Here is a 16025-nt window from a genome sequence, read left to right as displayed (position 1 = left end):
CCACAGGCGAGGGTCAGCGCGCGGCGTAGGCCCAGAAGTCGCGCAGGATCTTGTCCGGGGTCGGGCTCGCCACGCCGACCTGGGTGAACAGGATGCTGACCGTGCCGGTGCCCGGCACGAGGTGCGCCGACGTGCCCGTGCCGCCCACCCAGCCGTAGCGCCCGACCACGTTGCCGGGCTCGGTTTCGGCGATGTCGACCGAGCCGCCGAAACCCCAGCCGTGGCCTTCCAGGAACAGCGCCGCGCCCTCGCGGTCAGCCGGTTCGAGCTGGTTGGTGAGCATCTGCCGCACCGACTCCGCCGACAGCAGCCGTCGTCCATCCACGGTGCCCTCCGCGAGCAGCATCCGCGCGAAGCGGTACCAGTCGTCCACGGTGCCTGCCAGTCCGCCTGCCCCGGAGAGGAACGCGGGCATGGTGCTCCACTGGCCGTCCGGCGTGTCGGCCAGCTCGAGTTCGCCGTCTTCGGCCCGGTAATAGCTGGTGAACCGGCCGCGCTGGGCCTCGGGGACGACGAAACCGCTGTCGGTCATGCCCAGCGGCTCGAAGATCCGTTCCGCCAGCAGATCCGCCAGCGACTTCCCGGAGGCGCGGGCGAGCAGTACGCCGAGTACGTCGTAGGAAGTGTTGTACAGCCACGCTTCGCCCGGCTGGTACAGCATCGGGATGCGGGCGAGCTTCGCCAGCCACTCGCCGGTGGGCGGGAAATGCTGTGGGTTGCGACCGTCGGCCTGCACCTCCTCGAACAGCGGCTGCACCGCGGGCAGGGAAAAGTCCGACGGGAAGCCCCAGCCCATCCGGGAGGTCAGGACGTCGAGCACGGTGATCGGCCGGTTCGCCGGGACGACGTCACCGACCGGGCTCCGCGGCGTGCGGACCACGTTCGGCGCGGCCAGCTCGGGAAGCCACCGCGCGATCGGGTCCGTCAGCGCGAAGGTGCCGTCCTCGACCAGCATCAGTGCCGCGGCGGACACGATCGGCTTGGTGATCGAGGCGAGGCGGAAGATCGAGTCCCTGGTCATCGGCGCCGTGCCCTCGACATCGACCGAGCCCACCGCCGCCACCTCGATGTCGTCGCCACGCGCCACCAGAGCCACCGCCCCTGGCACGGTTCCGTCGGCGACGTGGCTCTCCAGTAGCGCCCGCAGATCGGTCATGGTTCCCGCCCTTCGTATTCGGTCCGTCGCCAGGATGGACCACGGCCGCGCCGGAAACTCATCGAAGGCTCACGAAACGCCCGCGGGTAGGCTCACGCGGTGCGAAAACCGGCGATGGCCGCGACCATGACACTGCTCCTGGCGTCACTGGCCGCCTGCGGGCAGCACCTCGACCAGGGGCCGGTGCTGATCACCACAACGATGCCCGCGCCGTCCAGCCCCACCGATTCACCGGAACCGGACGCCTGCCCGGCGGACGGGCTGCGCTACACCGCCGGCGCGGTCGAAGCCGCGCTCGGGCACCGGGCGTTCGTGGTCACGCTGCTCAACTGCGGCACCGGCACGCGGCAGGTCGCCGGTTACCCGGACGTGCAGGTGCTCGACGCGACCGGCAGGCCGCTCGACGTGCGGATCGACCACAGCACGTCCTACATGGCGATCGACCCCGGCCCGGGCAGCTTCGCGCTCGCACCGGGCAAAACGTTGCTGACGGTGTTGTCGTGGTCCGCGACCGTGACCGACGGGGATGCGCAGACGGGGGCGGCGGTGACCATCGCCGCCGCGGGCGAAGAGCCGCGAAGACTGGCGGCGCGGACCGATCTCGGGACCACCGCGGAACTTTCGGTCACCGCGTGGAACCCCGGACTCGTTCAGTAGGAGTCCACAGTGGACAGCAACCGCAGCGCCCGCTGCGAACCCGGCCGGGCCGTGTAGAGCAACACCCGGTGCTCACCGCCCGGCACGGCGAGGATTTCGCAGTCCAGTTCCAGCTCGCCGGCCACCGGGTGCACGGTCCGCTTGGTCAGCGTCCGCCGCACCTCGATCTCGCGTTCCGCCCACATCGCGGCGAAGGCGGGGCGCCCGGCGAGCAGTTCGTCCACCAGCGCCAGCACGCCCGGATCGCCCGGGTAGCGCCCGCTCGCCCGCAGATCGGCGACACACTGGCGGGCGAGTTCGCCGTTCGCACCCGGATTGTCCGGATCGAACAGCCAGCGCAGCCGGTTTCGCCGCCGCGGCGGCATTTCCGCGGGATCGCCGATCAGCGCGACCAGCATCCGGTTCCACGCCACCATCTCGTAGCGGGCGTCGAGCACCATCGCCGGGACGTCGAGACGTTCCAGCAGCCGCAGCACGTTCTCCGGGACCGTGCGCACGGGCTCGGGGGACCCCTGGGCGCGAGCGAGCCGCAGCAGGTACTCGCGTTCGTCCTCGGACAGGCGCAGCGCGCGGGCGAGCGCGCGCAGCACCTGCTCGGAGGGGTGCGGTCCGCGGCCCTGCTCCAGCCGCACGTAGTAGTCCACCGAGATTCCGGCCAGCAGAGCGACTTCCTCGCGGCGCAGTCCCGGGGTCTGACGGCGGCCGCCGGGCTCCAGGCCCACGTCGGCGGGCGTCAGCCGCGCGCGCCGGTCCCGCAGGAAACCGCTCAGTTCCGCTCTGTCCACTCCTCCATGATGGCCCTCCGGCGGGGTGGGATCACCAGTCCTACCCCGCGCGTGTGGCGCGCGACGAGATTGGATGGCATGACGATTCTGGTTACCGGGGCGCGCGGAGGCGTCTCCCGGGCATTGGTCGGGCAGCTTCTCGACGCGGGACAGGAAGTACGGGCAGGGGGCCGCGCGCCCGACGCGGTGGATCTGCCTGATGTGGTGGAGCTGGACCTGGCGCGAGCCGAGACCTTCGACAAGGCGCTCGCAGGCGTCACCGCGGTGTTCCTCTACGCGGAATTGGGTGGCCTGGGCGCTTTCCTCGACGCCGCAACGAAAGCCGGGGTAGAGCACGTCGTGCTGCTGTCGGCGCGCGGCGCCGATCCGGCGGCGCCGGACGCGATCATGCGCGTGCACGGCGAAGCCGAGGCAGCAGTCCACGCCTCGGGTATCGCCTGGACTTTCCTTCGCCCGGGCGGGTTCGCGACGAACCGGCTGTGGTGGGCCGCTGCCGTGCGGGAGCAGGGCCCGGTGCGGGAACCGTTCCCGGACTCGGAGTCGGCGTTGATCCACGAGGCCGACCTCGCCGCCGTCGCCCGCCACGCGCTCACCGAGCCCGGACACGACGGCGCGGCCTACACGATCACCGGGCCGGAGTCGCTCACCGCGCGGCGCCACGCCGAGCTGATCGGCGAGGTGATCGGCCGGACGGTGACCGTCGAACGGCAGGACCTGGACGAGTACCGCGAAAGCCTGCGGCACCTGCCTGCCGAACTGCTGGAGACGAGGATCCGGCGCCTCGCCGCGCTCGTCGGCAAGCCCGACCCGACGACCACGACGGTCGAGGAGGTGACCGGAACGCCCGCGCGCACGTTCGCGCGGTGGGCGGCCGATCACGCCGCCGACTTCCGGTGACGCGGGCGGGAACGCGGTCTACCGGCGCAGGCTGGAGAACTCCCGGTGGAGCCGCTCGAATTCCGTGATGTACGCCGCCGCCGCGGTCCAGCCCCGCGCGGCGGCGACCCGGAGATTGTCCAGTCCCACGGTGAGCAGGCCACACGCCCGCGGCCGGTCCAGGCGCTTGAGCTCGGCCGTGATCGTCAACGCGGTCCGGTGTGCCTCGTCCTGCTCGCCCAGTCCGAGCAGGGCCGGTACCAGGTCGAACAGCGTGCCCGGCCGTAGTTCCGGGTCGTCCACGGCACGCTGCAGGCAGTCGACCGCCTCCCAGTGCCGTCCCAAGCGATACAGGCACCAGCCACGCAACGCGTTCGCATAGGAATCCCGCGGCGACGCGCCGCGAAGCAGGCTCAGCACACGCTCGTACTCCCGCTCGGCCTCATCGTCGGAGCGGAGTTCGTACAGCGCGTTCGCCAGTCCCTTGTGCACCCACGGATCTTCGTCGGCCAGCCCCGCCGCGTGGACGTAGATCTCCTTGGCCTGCGTGGGATTCTTCGACGGCCCATGCTGGAGAGCCCAGCCGAGCACGAGGTGCGCCGACGGATCGGAACCGTCCAGCCGGACGGCCTCGGTACCCGCGTCACGAGCATCCGCCCAGCGATCCACCTCCGCCAGCAGGTACGCGCGCATGGTATGCACCTCGACGGTTGCCTCGGCCGCGGCCAAAGTGCCGAGCGCGCCGTCGAAATCGCCGGCCCGCGCCTGCTCGTAGGCCAGCCGGACCGGCACCGACGAATCCTCCGGCGACAGTTCCCGCACCCGGGCGTAGGCCGAGACGGCTTCGCTGTGCCGTCCCGCCGCCGAAAGCGCCTCGGCCATCAGGCCCCAGCCGTCGGGCTCGTCCGGCGAACGCCACAACAGCTCGTCCAGCGCGCGCAACGCCTCCCGGTGATCCCCGGCCGCGAGCAGGACGCGGACGTACGCGGTCAGCAGCTCCACATCGGCGGGCGCTCGCCGGGTGACGGTGGCCAGCAAGTCCACCGCCTCCTCCCGGCGGCCCGAGTCGCTGAGCAACTGCCCCAGCAGGAGCGTCGCGCGCCGGTTGACCGGATCGTGGTCGAGCGCGGTCCGCAGATCGGATTCCGCCGCGGAGTGCTCATTTCGCTCCAGGTGCACCGCGCCGCGCACGGTCAGCGCGAGCACGTTCCCCGGCGAGCCGGCCAGCGCCTTCTCCGCGTCGGCGAGCGCTTCGCCCGGTCTGCCGCCGGCCCGTTCCGCCTCGGCCCGGAGCGCGAGCGCGTCCACCTGGTCCCCGGCGTCGCGCAGGTCGTCGACCGCCTCGGCCGGACGATTGAGCTGCAGCCTTGCCTTGGCACGCAACAGGTGGGTCTCGGGGCCGTCCGCTCGCTCCAGCGCGGCGACGGCCGCACGCGGATCGCCCGCCAGCAGGTACGCCTCGCCGAGCAGCCGCCAGGCCAGTGGGTCCACTGTGGACTGATCGGTGACCGGACGCAGACAGTCCAGCGCGTCGTCGAGCAGCGTGCGGTCACCGATCTCGTGATAGCGGTCCAGGTAGGCCCTGCCGAGCCGGAGCCGGAGCCAACCGACCTCGGGCGTGAGCCGCACGGCGCGCGCCAGCGCCGCGATCCCGTCCGCGCTCCGGCCCATCCCCAGCAGCACCTCTCCCCTGGCACCCTCGGCGTAGGCGTAGTCGGGCAGCAGCTCCAGCGCCCTTTCCAGGCAGGCCAAGGCCTCGGGCAGGTGCCCCTGACGGCGCAGGATCTCGCCCCGCATCGCGTTCGCGTCGGCCCGGTCCGGCTTGAGCTCCAGCGCGCGCCGGATCACCTGCTCCGCGCGCGGCAACGCGTCTTCGCCGTCGGAGTTCAACAGCACGTTCGCCAGACCGGTCAGCGCGGGCACGTTGTCCTCGTCCAGCCGCAGCGCCGCTTCGAACGACTCCCGCGCTTCCGACCGCCGCCCGCGCCTGGTGAGGTGATCGCCCCGGACCCGCCAGGCACGCCCGAGCGTCGGCGCCAGGTCGACCGCGCGATCCAGATGCCGCAAGGCTTCCTCTGCCCGCCCGGCCCGGCCGGCCAGTTCACCGGCGAGCCAGTGCGCCTCCCCCGAATCCGGATCCAGCCGCAGCGCCGCATGGGCGTCGGCCTCGGCGTCCGCTGTCCGGCCGAGCTGGAGCAGGGCCCGGCCACGTGCCAGCAGGGCCCACGTGTCGTCCGGGTTCGCGCGCAGCGACCGGTCCAGCAGCGGCACGGCCGACTGGACGTCCCCGGCCTGCGCCAGCGCGGCGCCGAGCTGCGCGAGCACGACGGGATGCCCGGGTTTCAGCTCGTCCGCGTGCCGGAACGCGGCGATGGCGGCCTCCGTGGCACCGGTGTTCAACGCGACGACTCCGCGCAGCAGGAAGGCGCGCGGATCCTCCGTGCCGCCCTCGGTGAGCCGTTCCACGATCGGCCGCGCCTCCCCGGCCCGGCCCTGGTTCACCAGTAGCTGCGCCAGCAGCATCAGTGCTTCGGGGTTGTCGGGATCGGCCGCACGGGCCGACTCCACCGCCTGCCCGGCTTCGTCGAGCGCGCCGAGTTCGGCGAGCATCTCGGCGGCCGACAGCAACTGGTTCCCGGTCCGTGCGGTGTCCTTCGCGGCGGTGAGCCGGGTGCGCGCCTCCTCGGTCCGGCCGCTGGAGATCAGGGCCGCCGACCAGGTCAGTTCCGCCTCCGGAGCCAGTTCCGGCGCCAGTTCCGGCACCCGCGCCGACGCGTCCGCGGCGGCTTCGGGCCGGTTCGCATGCAGCAGCGCTTTCGCCGCAGCCAGCCAGCTTTCCGCCTCGACGCCGGCATCACTGTCCATTTCGGACAGCAGCTCGGCCCGTTCCAGCTGCGCCCGCCAATCCTGCGGCGCACGTTCGACGGCGGTCGTGTACGCACGCAGCGCCGCCTCGGGTTCGCCGAGCGCACGCAGCACTCCGGCCAGCACCCGCCGGACATCCGGCGCGTCCTCACCGAGTTCGATCGCGGTCTCCAGGATCCGGCGCCCCGCTTCGAGTTCACCGGAGAGCGTGAGCGCGATGCCGTAGTCCCCGGCGAAATCCCCGCGCTGCCGCACGAAATCGCCGGCGCGGCCGAAGCTGCGCACCGCATCGGCGAGCCGCTCGTGCTCGTCGAGCGCCAACGCGAGGATCGTGCGCGCCGAGCCGTCGATCGCCGACCGGAGCGGGTAATCCGGCTGCTGTGGCACCAGATCGGTGTTCACATCGGCGATCAGCTCCCGGGCGGCGGCGACGGTGTCCCCGGTCCGGCCCGTCCGGTAGGAAGCACGCAACCGGTTCAACCGCTCCTGCAGTCCGGCCGTGCCCGCCGAGCGCAGCGGCGACCGGGACGGGCGGAACCTGCCCGCGCCCCAGCTGCCGGTGTAGGGCTCCGCGGCCGTGGGTTTACGGTCGACCACGGTTGCCTCCCTCCGGGGCGCGGGACATGGATTTCCAGACCGTCTTGACGTTCCTGGTCACGTCGAGCGCCCAGTCCTTCGAGCCCGGCCGTTCCAGCCTGGTGACCCACGCGGCGTTCAGCAGTGCCAGCGCGCCGAGGTCGTTCGGTGCCCGGTGCGGGCCGTCGCCCGCACCCAGCATTTCGGCCGTCCGCCGCACCGAAGCCCAGTCGTCCGGCCCGAACGCGTTGACCTCATAGGACCGCAGCCCCGCGCACACCGCGGCGGCGAACTCGTCCAGCTGACCGGTCACGGCCGCCGCGTTCTTCAGCTTGGACACCGCCTCCAGCCAGTACTCCTCGATCCGGTCCACGACCTCACCGATCTCCGGAGAGTCATCGGCGACGATACGCAGCACACGCAGGATCACCGCCGCGCGCTGGATGTCCGACGGCACCGCGTCGCCGGGTTCGTCGTGGTGTGGCTGGAATTTCAGCAACGTGGCCGCACAGCCGTAGGCCGGGCCGACGGTGTACGCCGCGTACGCCTCGGCGAACAGCGCACGCCGCACCGGCTGCGGCAGCTCGCAGGCGGCCTGGCCCAGCACCCAGTCACCGAGCGGTTTGAGCGCCTGCGCGGCCCCGATCTCCGAACCCACCAGCGGGATGTTCCAGATCGTCCAGCCGGGGAAGCCGAGCTTGACCAGTTCGTTGAAAGCGCTGCGCAAAGTGGGCCGCCGCGCGGGCAGCGTCAGCCGCTTGAGCTGGCCGGGTATCTCCCACAGCAGCTCGTCAGTGATCGCGCAGACCTCGTCGTCGAGCGCGTGATCGCGCAGCGTGAGCCCGCCGAGGAAGTCGACGTAGTCGGCGAACAGGTCCTGGCACTCGTTCTCCAGCTTGCGCTCGTAACAGGCCCACACCTCGCGCGGCGGCTCGCCCTCGCGCAGCTTCGCGAGCAGGCCCTCCACCTCGGCACCCAGTTTCTGGCAGCGCTCGGTGAGGCTGGTGGTCAGCGCGGTGTGCAGGTCGACGTCCACCATGTAGTTGTCCATATCGGACAGTTCGGTGCGCGCCTCGATGAGGTTGCCACGCGCCTTTTCCAGCCGTTGCTCCATATCCGCGGCGCGGTCGAGCAGATCGTGGGTGCGCAGCGCCTCTTTCAGCCGCGGATCCCCGTTCATCGCGTCGACGAGCATGCCGACGAGCGCCTTCGACTCGCGCAGCTGCACCCAGATCGAATCGCCGTCGAACCGGCAGATCAGCGCCTCCAGGTGATCGTGGCTCGCCCGGCGGCGCCGCGCGTCGTCGGCCACCTGTTTGACCTTGTCGATGTCCTGGCACAGCGCCACCAGCCGCATCTCCAGCAGCTCCTGCGGTTCGGCCACCTGCATCGGCTCACTCCTTGACCAGTGCGCACAGCAGCAGCGCGTGCCGGCTGACCCGGTCGGCCAGCCAGTTCTCGCGGTCGCGCCGCATCCGCCAGCGCCACGCCGCGTTGACCACGTCGACCACGGTGGTCGCCGGATCCGGCAGCTCCACCGGCTCCCGCGCGTCGACCGGGACGCCGCGCATCCGGCCCGGGATCCCGTACCGCGCCTGCGGAAGCGCGTGCTCGGCGAGCAACTGCACCATCGCGCGCGCCTGCATCGCGGCCAGTTCCCGGCCTTCGGGCGGAAGCGGGTCCGCCGCCTCGCCCGCGAGCTTGCGGATCTCCGCCACCAGCGCGCGGTACCCGGCCGCGGCGGTGTCGTGACCCTCGCCCAGCGCACAGAACGCGGCTTCGATCGTCCACACCCGGCGGCTCCACGACGGATGCGTCCGGCTCGGCGCGGCGACCCGGTCCGGCCGGGCGGCCAGCGTCATGAAGCAGTAGGGATACGCCGGGCCCATCACATAGGTGGCGTAGACGTCGGCGAACAGTTCGTGCAGGTAAGCCAGTTCCTCGTCGCGTGACTCGGCGACATCCGCTTCGTCGCGCAGGTAGTCCAGCACCGGCACCGTTTCCGCCCGCCATTGCGGATCGCTGTGCCGCAGCACCTGCGCGACGTGGTGGCCGAGCTCGTGCGCCAGCACCGGCAGGTTCCACACCCCGACGTCCGGGAACCGGCCACGGACCATCCCGACGGTGTGCGAGATGAACTGGCTTTCGGCAAGGGAGAACAACACTCCCCGGTCCAGCCCGGTCTGCCGCGCGAGGTGCTCCAGCAGCCGCTCCGCGACTTCGCCGATCCCGTCGTCCAGCCCGCTTTCGCGCAGCAATACCCCTTGGGTGAACGCAAGCGCCTCCCGCTCGATCTCCAAAGTGGACGGACGGAGCCGCTCCAGGGTGGCCCAGCCGTCCGCCGCGCCCTTGATCCGTTCGAGCTCCGCGTGCTGCCTGGAGATCAGCAGCGCGAACCGGTCCAGCACCGCGCGGCTGAGCCCGTGCGCGGTGACGACCGAGGACAACGTCTTCGAAACCTGCCGCAGATCGGCGAGTTCCTGGTCCACCTGTGCGGCGAGCAACCCGCCCTGTCCCGTCATGCCACCGCCCCTTCGACGATCGCGCCGGCATCGCCGGTGCAGTCCCGGCCGATCACCACGACCGCGGCGATCAGCAGCACCTGCCCGCCCAGCACGAACAGCGGCAGGTGCGGCACCGCCAGTGCGAACTTCCCGGCGAGTGCGATCGCGACGGCTATCCCGTCGCACAGTTCCATCGCGCGGCCGTGCCTGGTGGTCACCGCGCCGAGATCGAGCACGCACTTGCCGAGCCGGTCCTGGTCCAGATCTTCCTTGCGCAGCAGCGAATCCGATCGCCGCGCCGCTTCGTCCACGCCCAGTGCCGCGCCGGTCAGCGCGGTCGCCGGCGAACCACGGTCCACCGCCGCGATCAGCCGCTCCACCCGCTCCCGCAAGGACTCCGTCCGTTCGGCGGGGATCAGCCGGGACAGCAGCCGGAGCACGCCGAGCAGCGCGCGCAGGCCGAGTTTGACCAGCCTGCCCCCGATCTTGTCGAGTTCGAGTTTTTCCTTGGCCCACGACCAGGCGCCGCGGATCGCCTCCGGACCGCGATCCCGGATTCCGGAGATCGAGGTGGCGATCGTTTTCGCCGAACGGCTCGCGAAACCGGCGTAGGCCTCGGCCACCAGCTTGCGGAAATCGCCGGGAACCGGTGCGGGACCGGACTGAAAACCGCGTGCCGCCACGTTTTCCGTCGCGTCGATCAAGGGAACGACCGCGTCGAACTCGGCGAGTGTTCCGGCCAGCACCGCGCGGTCGGGGTCGCTGTCCTCGTCCAGCACGCGGCCGGCGGCGAAGACCGTGTTGACCACCTGGACCTGGCGCAACGCGGCGGCCAGGACCTCGTCGGTCTGGGCCGCGGGCAGCACGGCCGCCACGGCACCGGCACCGGCACCGGCACCGGCACCGGCGAACGCCTGCGTGACCGCATTGTCGAATTGCGCGATACTGCGTTCGGCCGCGACGACGAGCCTGGTGGCGGCCATTTCCCTGGCCACGTCGTCCGGCGCGTCGCGCAGTTGTTTCCCGGCGCGAAGCACCGACAGTGTGATCGAATGCGACGGATTACCCGGCATCGGCGCCTCCCCCTGGTGGGCTACCGATAAGTCGCATCCGGCCGCGACGCTATTTCACCCCTTTGTGACGAAGCGGCCGCGATCGGGCAACAACAGGGAAAAGATCAGATCGCGTCGCTGCCGCGCTCCCCGGTGCGCACCCGCACCACGGTGTCCACCGGCGTCACCCAGACCTTGCCGTCACCGATGCGGCCGGTGCGGCAGGCCTCGACGACCGCGTCGAGCGCGCGGTCCACCAGCGCATCGTCGAGCAGCACCTCGACGCGCACCTTCGACACGAAGTCCACCTGGTACTCCGCGCCACGGTAGACCTCGACGTGCCCCTTCTGCCGGCCGTAGCCCTGCGCCTCGGTGACCGTCATTCCGAGCACGGCGAGCCGCTCCATCGCTTCCCGGATGTCGTCCACGACGAACGGGCGTACGACTGCGGTCAGCAGCTTCACTGCCTGCCTCCTTCGGCGAAGCCGGGCGCCAGGCCGCGGCGGCTGGGATGTGTCGCGAGATCGTAAGCGCTTTCCGCGTGCTCGGATTCGTCGATCCCGTCGAGTTCGGCCTCCTTGTCCGCACGCAGGCCGAACAGCTTGTGGATCACGAGCGCGACGATGAAAGTGACCACCAGCGAATAACCCAGCGCGGCGAACGTGGCCGCCGCCTGGCGCCACAACTGGTCGAGCCCGCCGCCGTAGAACAGCCCGTCCGCGCCGGCCGGATTGGCCCCGGTGCTGGCGAACAGGCCGATCAGCAACATCCCGGTGAACCCGCCGATCCCGTGCACCGCCAGCACATCCAGCGAATCGTCCAGGCCCAGCCGGTACTTCAGGCCGATCGCGAGCGAGCAGATCACCCCGGCGAGCGCCCCGATCGCCGCCGCGCCGAGTGGTTCGACGTACCCGCACCCCGGCGTGATCCCGACGAGGCCCGCCACCGCGCCCGACGCGGCGCCGAGCGTGGTGGGCTTGCCGTCGCGGACCTGCTCGACCACCAGCCAGCCGACGACGGCCGTCGCCGCGGCGATCGTGGTGTTGACGAACGAGGTCGCCGCGACCCCGGAGGCGCCCAGCGCGGACCCGGCGTTGAACCCGAACCAGCCGAACCACAACAGCCCCGCGCCGAACATCACGAACGGGAGGTTGTGCGGCCGGGTCGCCTGCTTCGGCCAGCCGTGCCGGCGCCCGATCACCAGCGCCAGCGCGATCGCCGCGGCGCCGGAGTTGACCTCCACCGCGGTGCCGCCCGCGAAGTCCAGCGCGTGCAGCTTGTTCACCAGCCAGCCACCGGTGCTGCCGGGGCCGGCGAACCCGTCGAACGAGAAGACCCAGTGCGCCAGCGGCAGGTACACCACCGTCGTCCACACGACCACGAACAGCAGCCACGGCCAGAACCGGGCGCGTTCGGCGACCGCGCCGACCAGCAGCGCCACGGTGATCACCGCGAACATCAGCTGGAACCCGGCGAAGGCCAGCAACGGCACCTGATGCCCCGGCGGCCCGACGGTCACGCTGCCCAGCCCGTGCAGGCCCACGTACTGGAAATTGCCGATCAGCCCGGCGAAACCGTCGTTGCCGAAGGCCAGCGAGTAGCCGAACAGCAGCCATACGACGCCGACGGCGGCGAGGCACACGAAGGTCAGCATCATGACGTTCAGGACGCTCCTCGAGCGCACCATCCCGCCATAGAACAGGGCCAGCCCGGGCGTCATCAGCATCACCAGCGCCGCCGAGCCCAGCAACCAGGCCGTGTCCCCGGTGTCGATCACCAGCCACCTCCTCGTGTTACGGGCATGTTGCCCGACGAGGGGTGTTTATTACTCCCTGGTTGTGCCCTCGGTCACCGATCGGGCGACCGCGACAAGGATCACGGCCAGCAGCACCGCGAACCCGAGCAGCGCCACCCGCACCGGCACGAACTGGGTCGCGAACCCGAGCGCGAGCACCGGCACCGTGAGCCCGACGTACGCGGCGAGGAACAGCCCGGCCAGCGCTTCGCCCCGGCTTTCCGGCGCCGCGATGGACAACACGATGCTGATCCCGCCCTTGAACGCGGCGCCCGCGCCACCGCCCGCGAGCACTCCGCCGAGCAGGAACAGCCACAGGCTGGGCGCCCACACCGCGACCGTCACCACCACGATCCCGGTCAGCAGCAAGGCGAAACCGGCACGCAGCTGCGTCCGCAGCGGAACCCTGGCGAGCAGGATCTGCGCGAGTGCCGCCGAGCCGAACACCGCGAACGAGACGAACCCGGCCAGCGCGTGCGAACTCTGGTGCAGGGTGCCCGAGACGAACCCCGGCGCCAATGACGTGAAGAGCCCGAACACCGCGAACTCGGCGAGCGCGGCGGCCCCGGCGGCGAAGAACCGGCCCCGCGCCGCGCGTGGCACGGTCACTCGCTGCGGGCGGTAGCGCACCCGTTCGACCGGTTCGACGGTCTCGGGCACCAGGCTCACCGCGAGTGCGCCGAACAGCATCAGCGCCTGGAACACCAGGTAGGGCACGTGCAACGGGTCGCCGGCGTACTGCGCGAGCAGGCCCGCGATCAACGGGCCGAGCCCGATCCCGCCGAGGTTGGCGGCCGTGGCCACGAGGTCGGCCTTCGTCCGGGACGCGCCGGGCCGCGCGGCGAGGTGCAGTTCGGTCAGGTGCGCGGTGGCGGTCGCGGTGAGCATGCCGACGCTGATCCCGGACACGAACCGCGCCACCAGCAGCGCGGGCACCGAGGTCCAGGACAGGAACAGCACCGCGGCCAGCACGTTGACGAGCACCGCCGGGACCAGCACGCGGCGCCGCCCGGCCCAGTCGGAGATGTGGCCGGCGAGGAAAAGGCTGACCAGTACGCCGACCGCGTAAGCGGCGAAGACGAGCGTCACGGTGAACGGGCCGAAGCCCTCTTTCGCCTGGTACAGCACGTAAAGCGGGGCGGGCGCGGCGGAAAACGCCATCGTCACGGCGAAGGTGTAGGCCACGAGCCAGAAACCCACGCCGTGCCGCCTCGAAACCCTGGGCACAGTTGTCGTCACCCCTCTTACTGTGCGCTCGCGGGGCCATCTGGTCCAACGAATGTTTGTGCTCGCAGCCATCACCAGCTTAGATAGCCGGATGGAACTGCGGCAGCTCGGCTACTTCGTCGCGGTGGCCGAGGAACTCAGCTTCACGAAGGCGGCGCGACGGCTGCGGGTGGTGCAGTCGGGCGTGTCCACCGCGATCCGGGCGCTGGAACGGGAGGTCGGCTCGCCGCTGTTCGAACGGGACAGCAGGCACGTCCGGCTCACCGACGCCGGGCTGGCGATGCTCCCCGAGGCGCGGGCCACCCTCGCGGCCGCGAGAAGCGCGCACGACGCGGTGCGCGAAAGCCGCGGGGAGCTGCACGGATCGGTCGCGATGGGCACGCTGGTGTCCGCAGCCGGCATCGACGTCGCCCGGCTGCTCGGCCGGTTCCACCACGCGCATCCCAAGGTGCGGATCCGCCTCCTGCGTTCCACCACCGGTTCGGCCGGGCACATCACCTCGCTGCTGGCCGGGACGCTGGACCTCGCGCTGGTGGCGTTCCCGCGCCGCCCGCCCGCCGGGCTGATCAGCGAAGACCTCGGCGAGGACGCGCTGGCACTGGTCTGCGCGCAGGACCATCCGCTCGCCCGCGCGCGGGACGTCACGCCGGAGGAGCTGGCCACGACGGGTTTCGTGGAATTCCCCCGGGGCTGGGGCAGCCGCGAAATGGTGGACCTGGCCTTCGAGCGGGCCGGCCTGGACCGGGTGGTGCAGCTGGAAGTGCCGGACTACGACACGCTTTCCTGGCTGGTGCGGGAAAAACACGGCGTCGCGTTCATCCCGGAATCCGTCGCCCGCAGCCTGCCCGGGCTGACGATCGTGCCGGTCGCCATGGAACCGTTGCGCTGGAAGGTGTCCGTCGCGATCTCGGCCACCCGTCCGCTCTCACGCGCCGCGCATGCCCTGCTGGCGGCGATCCGGGCGGCCGCTCACTGAGTCCGCAGCGCGGGCCAGATTTCCTGCCATGGCTTGGTTTTTCCGGTGTAGAGCCACATCACCCCGTCCACCAGTGGAGTGGTCCCGGTGAAGTAGGGCCGCAGCGGGCCGGGATCGAAGCCGGCGAACAGCACGGTGTCCGCGGATTCCGGTGGCGGGCCGAAGTACCAGTACCCTCGGTGTCCACTGTAGACATAGAAACTCCCGTAGTATTCGGCCGCGGCGGCAAACGGGTAGATCTCCGCGTAGACGGCGGTGTGCGCCCGTTGCTCCGGAGGCAGTGCCGCGTAGGCGCCCGCGATCATCTCCCCCAGCTGCCGCACCTCCAGCTCACCCTTGCCGAAGGCGGAGCCGAGGGGCACGACGCCCCAGCTGCTCGGCATCTTGTCCACAATGGACGCCGGATACACCGGCAGCGCGGCAAGCGAGATGACGGCCGACAGCGCGAAGGCCGGCCAGACGAACTTCCAGCGGGCCCAGCGGAAGGCCGCCAGCTCCACGGACGCCGCGGCGAACGGCACCGCGAGCAGGCAGAGCAGGTAGTAGGAACGCCCGTGCAGCACCAGGAACGCGGCGATCACGACGAGCGTCGCCAGCCCGAGGAAGCGGTACGCCCGCAGCCGCGGCGAACGGAACAACACCCACAGTCCGAACAGGAACGCGAGCACGCCCACCCCGACACCGGCGCTGAGCGCGGAGTCCCGCAGGAACGGCCATACCCCGGGGAATTCGGCCGCGACGACGTCGTTCATGCGCAGGTACGCCCAGCCGTGCGCCGCCTGCCAGGCCAGCGCGGGAATCGTGACCACCGCGGCGATCAGGGCGCCGGCCCACAGGGCGGGCCGCCGCACCAGGCCACGCGGCCCCAGGATCAGGGCGCTCAGTATCAGCGCGGCCCACAGCGCGGGCACGAGGAACTTCACTTCGAGCGAGACCGCCGTGGCCACGCCCGCCCAGATCAACAGCCTGTCCCGCCGCGTGCGGACCCAGCGCACCACCAGCCAGAGGATCAGCGTCCACAGCACCGGATCGAGGGTGTAGGTGCCGAGCCAGTGGCTGATGGTGATCGCGCTCGACATCGCGTAGAACGCGGCCGCCATCGCCTGCGCGCCACGGCGCCCGCCGAACTCCCTGGCGATCAGCGCGGTCAGCACGATCCCGCCGACCGCCGCCAGCGTGACCGGCAGGCGCACCGCGATCAGCGAGCCCGGGAACAGCGAGCCCAGCCCGCCGGCCAGCAATGGCACCAGTGGTGGCTGGTCGAAATACCCCCAGTCCAGATGATCCCGACCAGCCACCAGGAAGTACAGCTCGTCGAAGCCGAGGCCGTACCGGCCGCTGGTCCACAGCAGCAGCACGCCCGCAACGGCCGCGATCAGCGGTACCGCCACCTTCGCGAACGCGGGCACCTCGCGCACCGGCGTGGTTTTCTCGTCCACAATGGTCATGTCCCGACCATCCCGGACCGGCCGGTGCCCGCGGCAGGGGTGTTCGTCGATGACCGGATCCACGAAGGTGGTGCCCGCCCGCAACTTTCGTCGATTTCCCGGCCGGGC

General features: G+C 71.3%; 13 protein-coding genes. 3 read left to right on the top strand and 10 right to left on the bottom strand.

Going from position 1 to position 16025, the window contains the following annotated elements:
* Positions 1-13 precede the first annotated feature (13 nt).
* Positions 14-1156 (bottom strand): serine hydrolase domain-containing protein, encoded by a 1143-nt coding sequence (locus VHD82_RS29730; protein ID WP_325711444.1) that lies wholly within the window; start codon positions 1154-1156, stop codon positions 14-16.
* Positions 1157-1255: 99 nt separating this feature from the next.
* On the opposite strand from VHD82_RS29730, the gene VHD82_RS29725 reads away from it, so the two are divergent.
* Entirely contained in the window at positions 1256-1813 is a 558-nt protein-coding gene (locus VHD82_RS29725; protein WP_325711441.1) for a DUF4232 domain-containing protein, read from the top strand.
* Here the strand turns inward: VHD82_RS29725 and VHD82_RS29720 are convergent.
* The gene (locus tag VHD82_RS29720; protein ID WP_325711438.1) at positions 1807-2598 is read right to left on the bottom strand and encodes a helix-turn-helix transcriptional regulator; all 792 of its coding nucleotides are present in this window, start codon (positions 2596-2598) and stop codon (positions 1807-1809) included. The genes VHD82_RS29725 and VHD82_RS29720 overlap by 7 nt on opposite strands.
* Before the next feature lie 78 nt (positions 2599-2676).
* Here VHD82_RS29720 and VHD82_RS29715 point away from each other — a divergent pair, with 78 nt between their 5' ends.
* Entirely contained in the window at positions 2677-3495 is an 819-nt protein-coding gene (locus VHD82_RS29715; protein ID WP_325711435.1) for an SDR family oxidoreductase, read from the top strand.
* Between the two features lie 18 nt (positions 3496-3513).
* On the opposite strand, the gene VHD82_RS29710 is transcribed toward VHD82_RS29715, so the two are convergent.
* The 7 genes from VHD82_RS29710 to VHD82_RS29680 form a co-directional block, all read right to left on the bottom strand.
* Positions 3514-6936 (bottom strand): tetratricopeptide repeat protein, encoded by a 3423-nt coding sequence (locus tag VHD82_RS29710; RefSeq protein ID WP_325711432.1) that lies wholly within the window; start codon positions 6934-6936, stop codon positions 3514-3516.
* Positions 6923-8305, bottom strand: coding sequence for a hypothetical protein (locus tag VHD82_RS29705; protein ID WP_325711430.1), 1383 nt, complete (start codon positions 8303-8305; stop codon positions 6923-6925). Before VHD82_RS29705 ends, VHD82_RS29710 begins: the two co-directional genes overlap by 14 nt.
* Before the next feature lie 4 nt (positions 8306-8309).
* Positions 8310-9437, bottom strand: coding sequence for a hypothetical protein (locus VHD82_RS29700; protein WP_325711427.1), 1128 nt, complete (start codon positions 9435-9437; stop codon positions 8310-8312).
* Positions 9434-10492, bottom strand: a complete 1059-nt coding sequence (locus tag VHD82_RS29695) for a hypothetical protein (protein ID WP_325711424.1) — start codon at positions 10490-10492, stop codon at positions 9434-9436. Before VHD82_RS29695 ends, VHD82_RS29700 begins: the two co-directional genes overlap by 4 nt.
* A 104-nt stretch (positions 10493-10596) precedes the next feature.
* Positions 10597-10935 carry a P-II family nitrogen regulator gene (locus VHD82_RS29690; protein ID WP_325711421.1) on the bottom strand — a complete coding sequence of 113 codons (339 nt, stop codon included), beginning with the start codon at positions 10933-10935 and terminating at the stop codon, positions 10597-10599.
* On the bottom strand, positions 10932-12248 hold the full coding sequence (locus VHD82_RS29685) for an ammonium transporter (protein ID WP_325711418.1): 1317 nt from the start codon (positions 12246-12248) through the stop codon (positions 10932-10934). The genes VHD82_RS29690 and VHD82_RS29685 overlap by 4 nt, the downstream gene beginning before the upstream one ends.
* A gap of 48 nt (positions 12249-12296) precedes the next feature.
* Positions 12297-13505, bottom strand: a complete 1209-nt coding sequence (locus tag VHD82_RS29680; RefSeq protein WP_325711415.1) for an MFS transporter — start codon at positions 13503-13505, stop codon at positions 12297-12299.
* A gap of 79 nt (positions 13506-13584) precedes the next feature.
* Here VHD82_RS29680 and VHD82_RS29675 point away from each other — a divergent pair, with 79 nt between their 5' ends.
* The gene (locus VHD82_RS29675) at positions 13585-14469 is read left to right on the top strand and encodes a LysR family transcriptional regulator (RefSeq protein ID WP_325711412.1); all 885 of its coding nucleotides are present in this window, start codon (positions 13585-13587) and stop codon (positions 14467-14469) included.
* On the opposite strand, the gene VHD82_RS29670 is transcribed toward VHD82_RS29675, so the two are convergent.
* Positions 14463-15917 carry a glycosyltransferase family 39 protein gene (locus VHD82_RS29670; protein ID WP_325711409.1) on the bottom strand — a complete coding sequence of 485 codons (1455 nt, stop codon included), beginning with the start codon at positions 15915-15917 and terminating at the stop codon, positions 14463-14465. The genes VHD82_RS29675 and VHD82_RS29670 overlap by 7 nt on opposite strands.
* Positions 15918-16025: the final 108 nt, after the last annotated feature.

The organism is Amycolatopsis sp., from assembly GCF_035546795.1.
Taxonomy (GTDB): Bacteria; Actinomycetota; Actinomycetes; order Mycobacteriales; family Pseudonocardiaceae; genus Amycolatopsis_E.
This window is presented reverse-complemented; position numbering and strand designations above follow the sequence as displayed.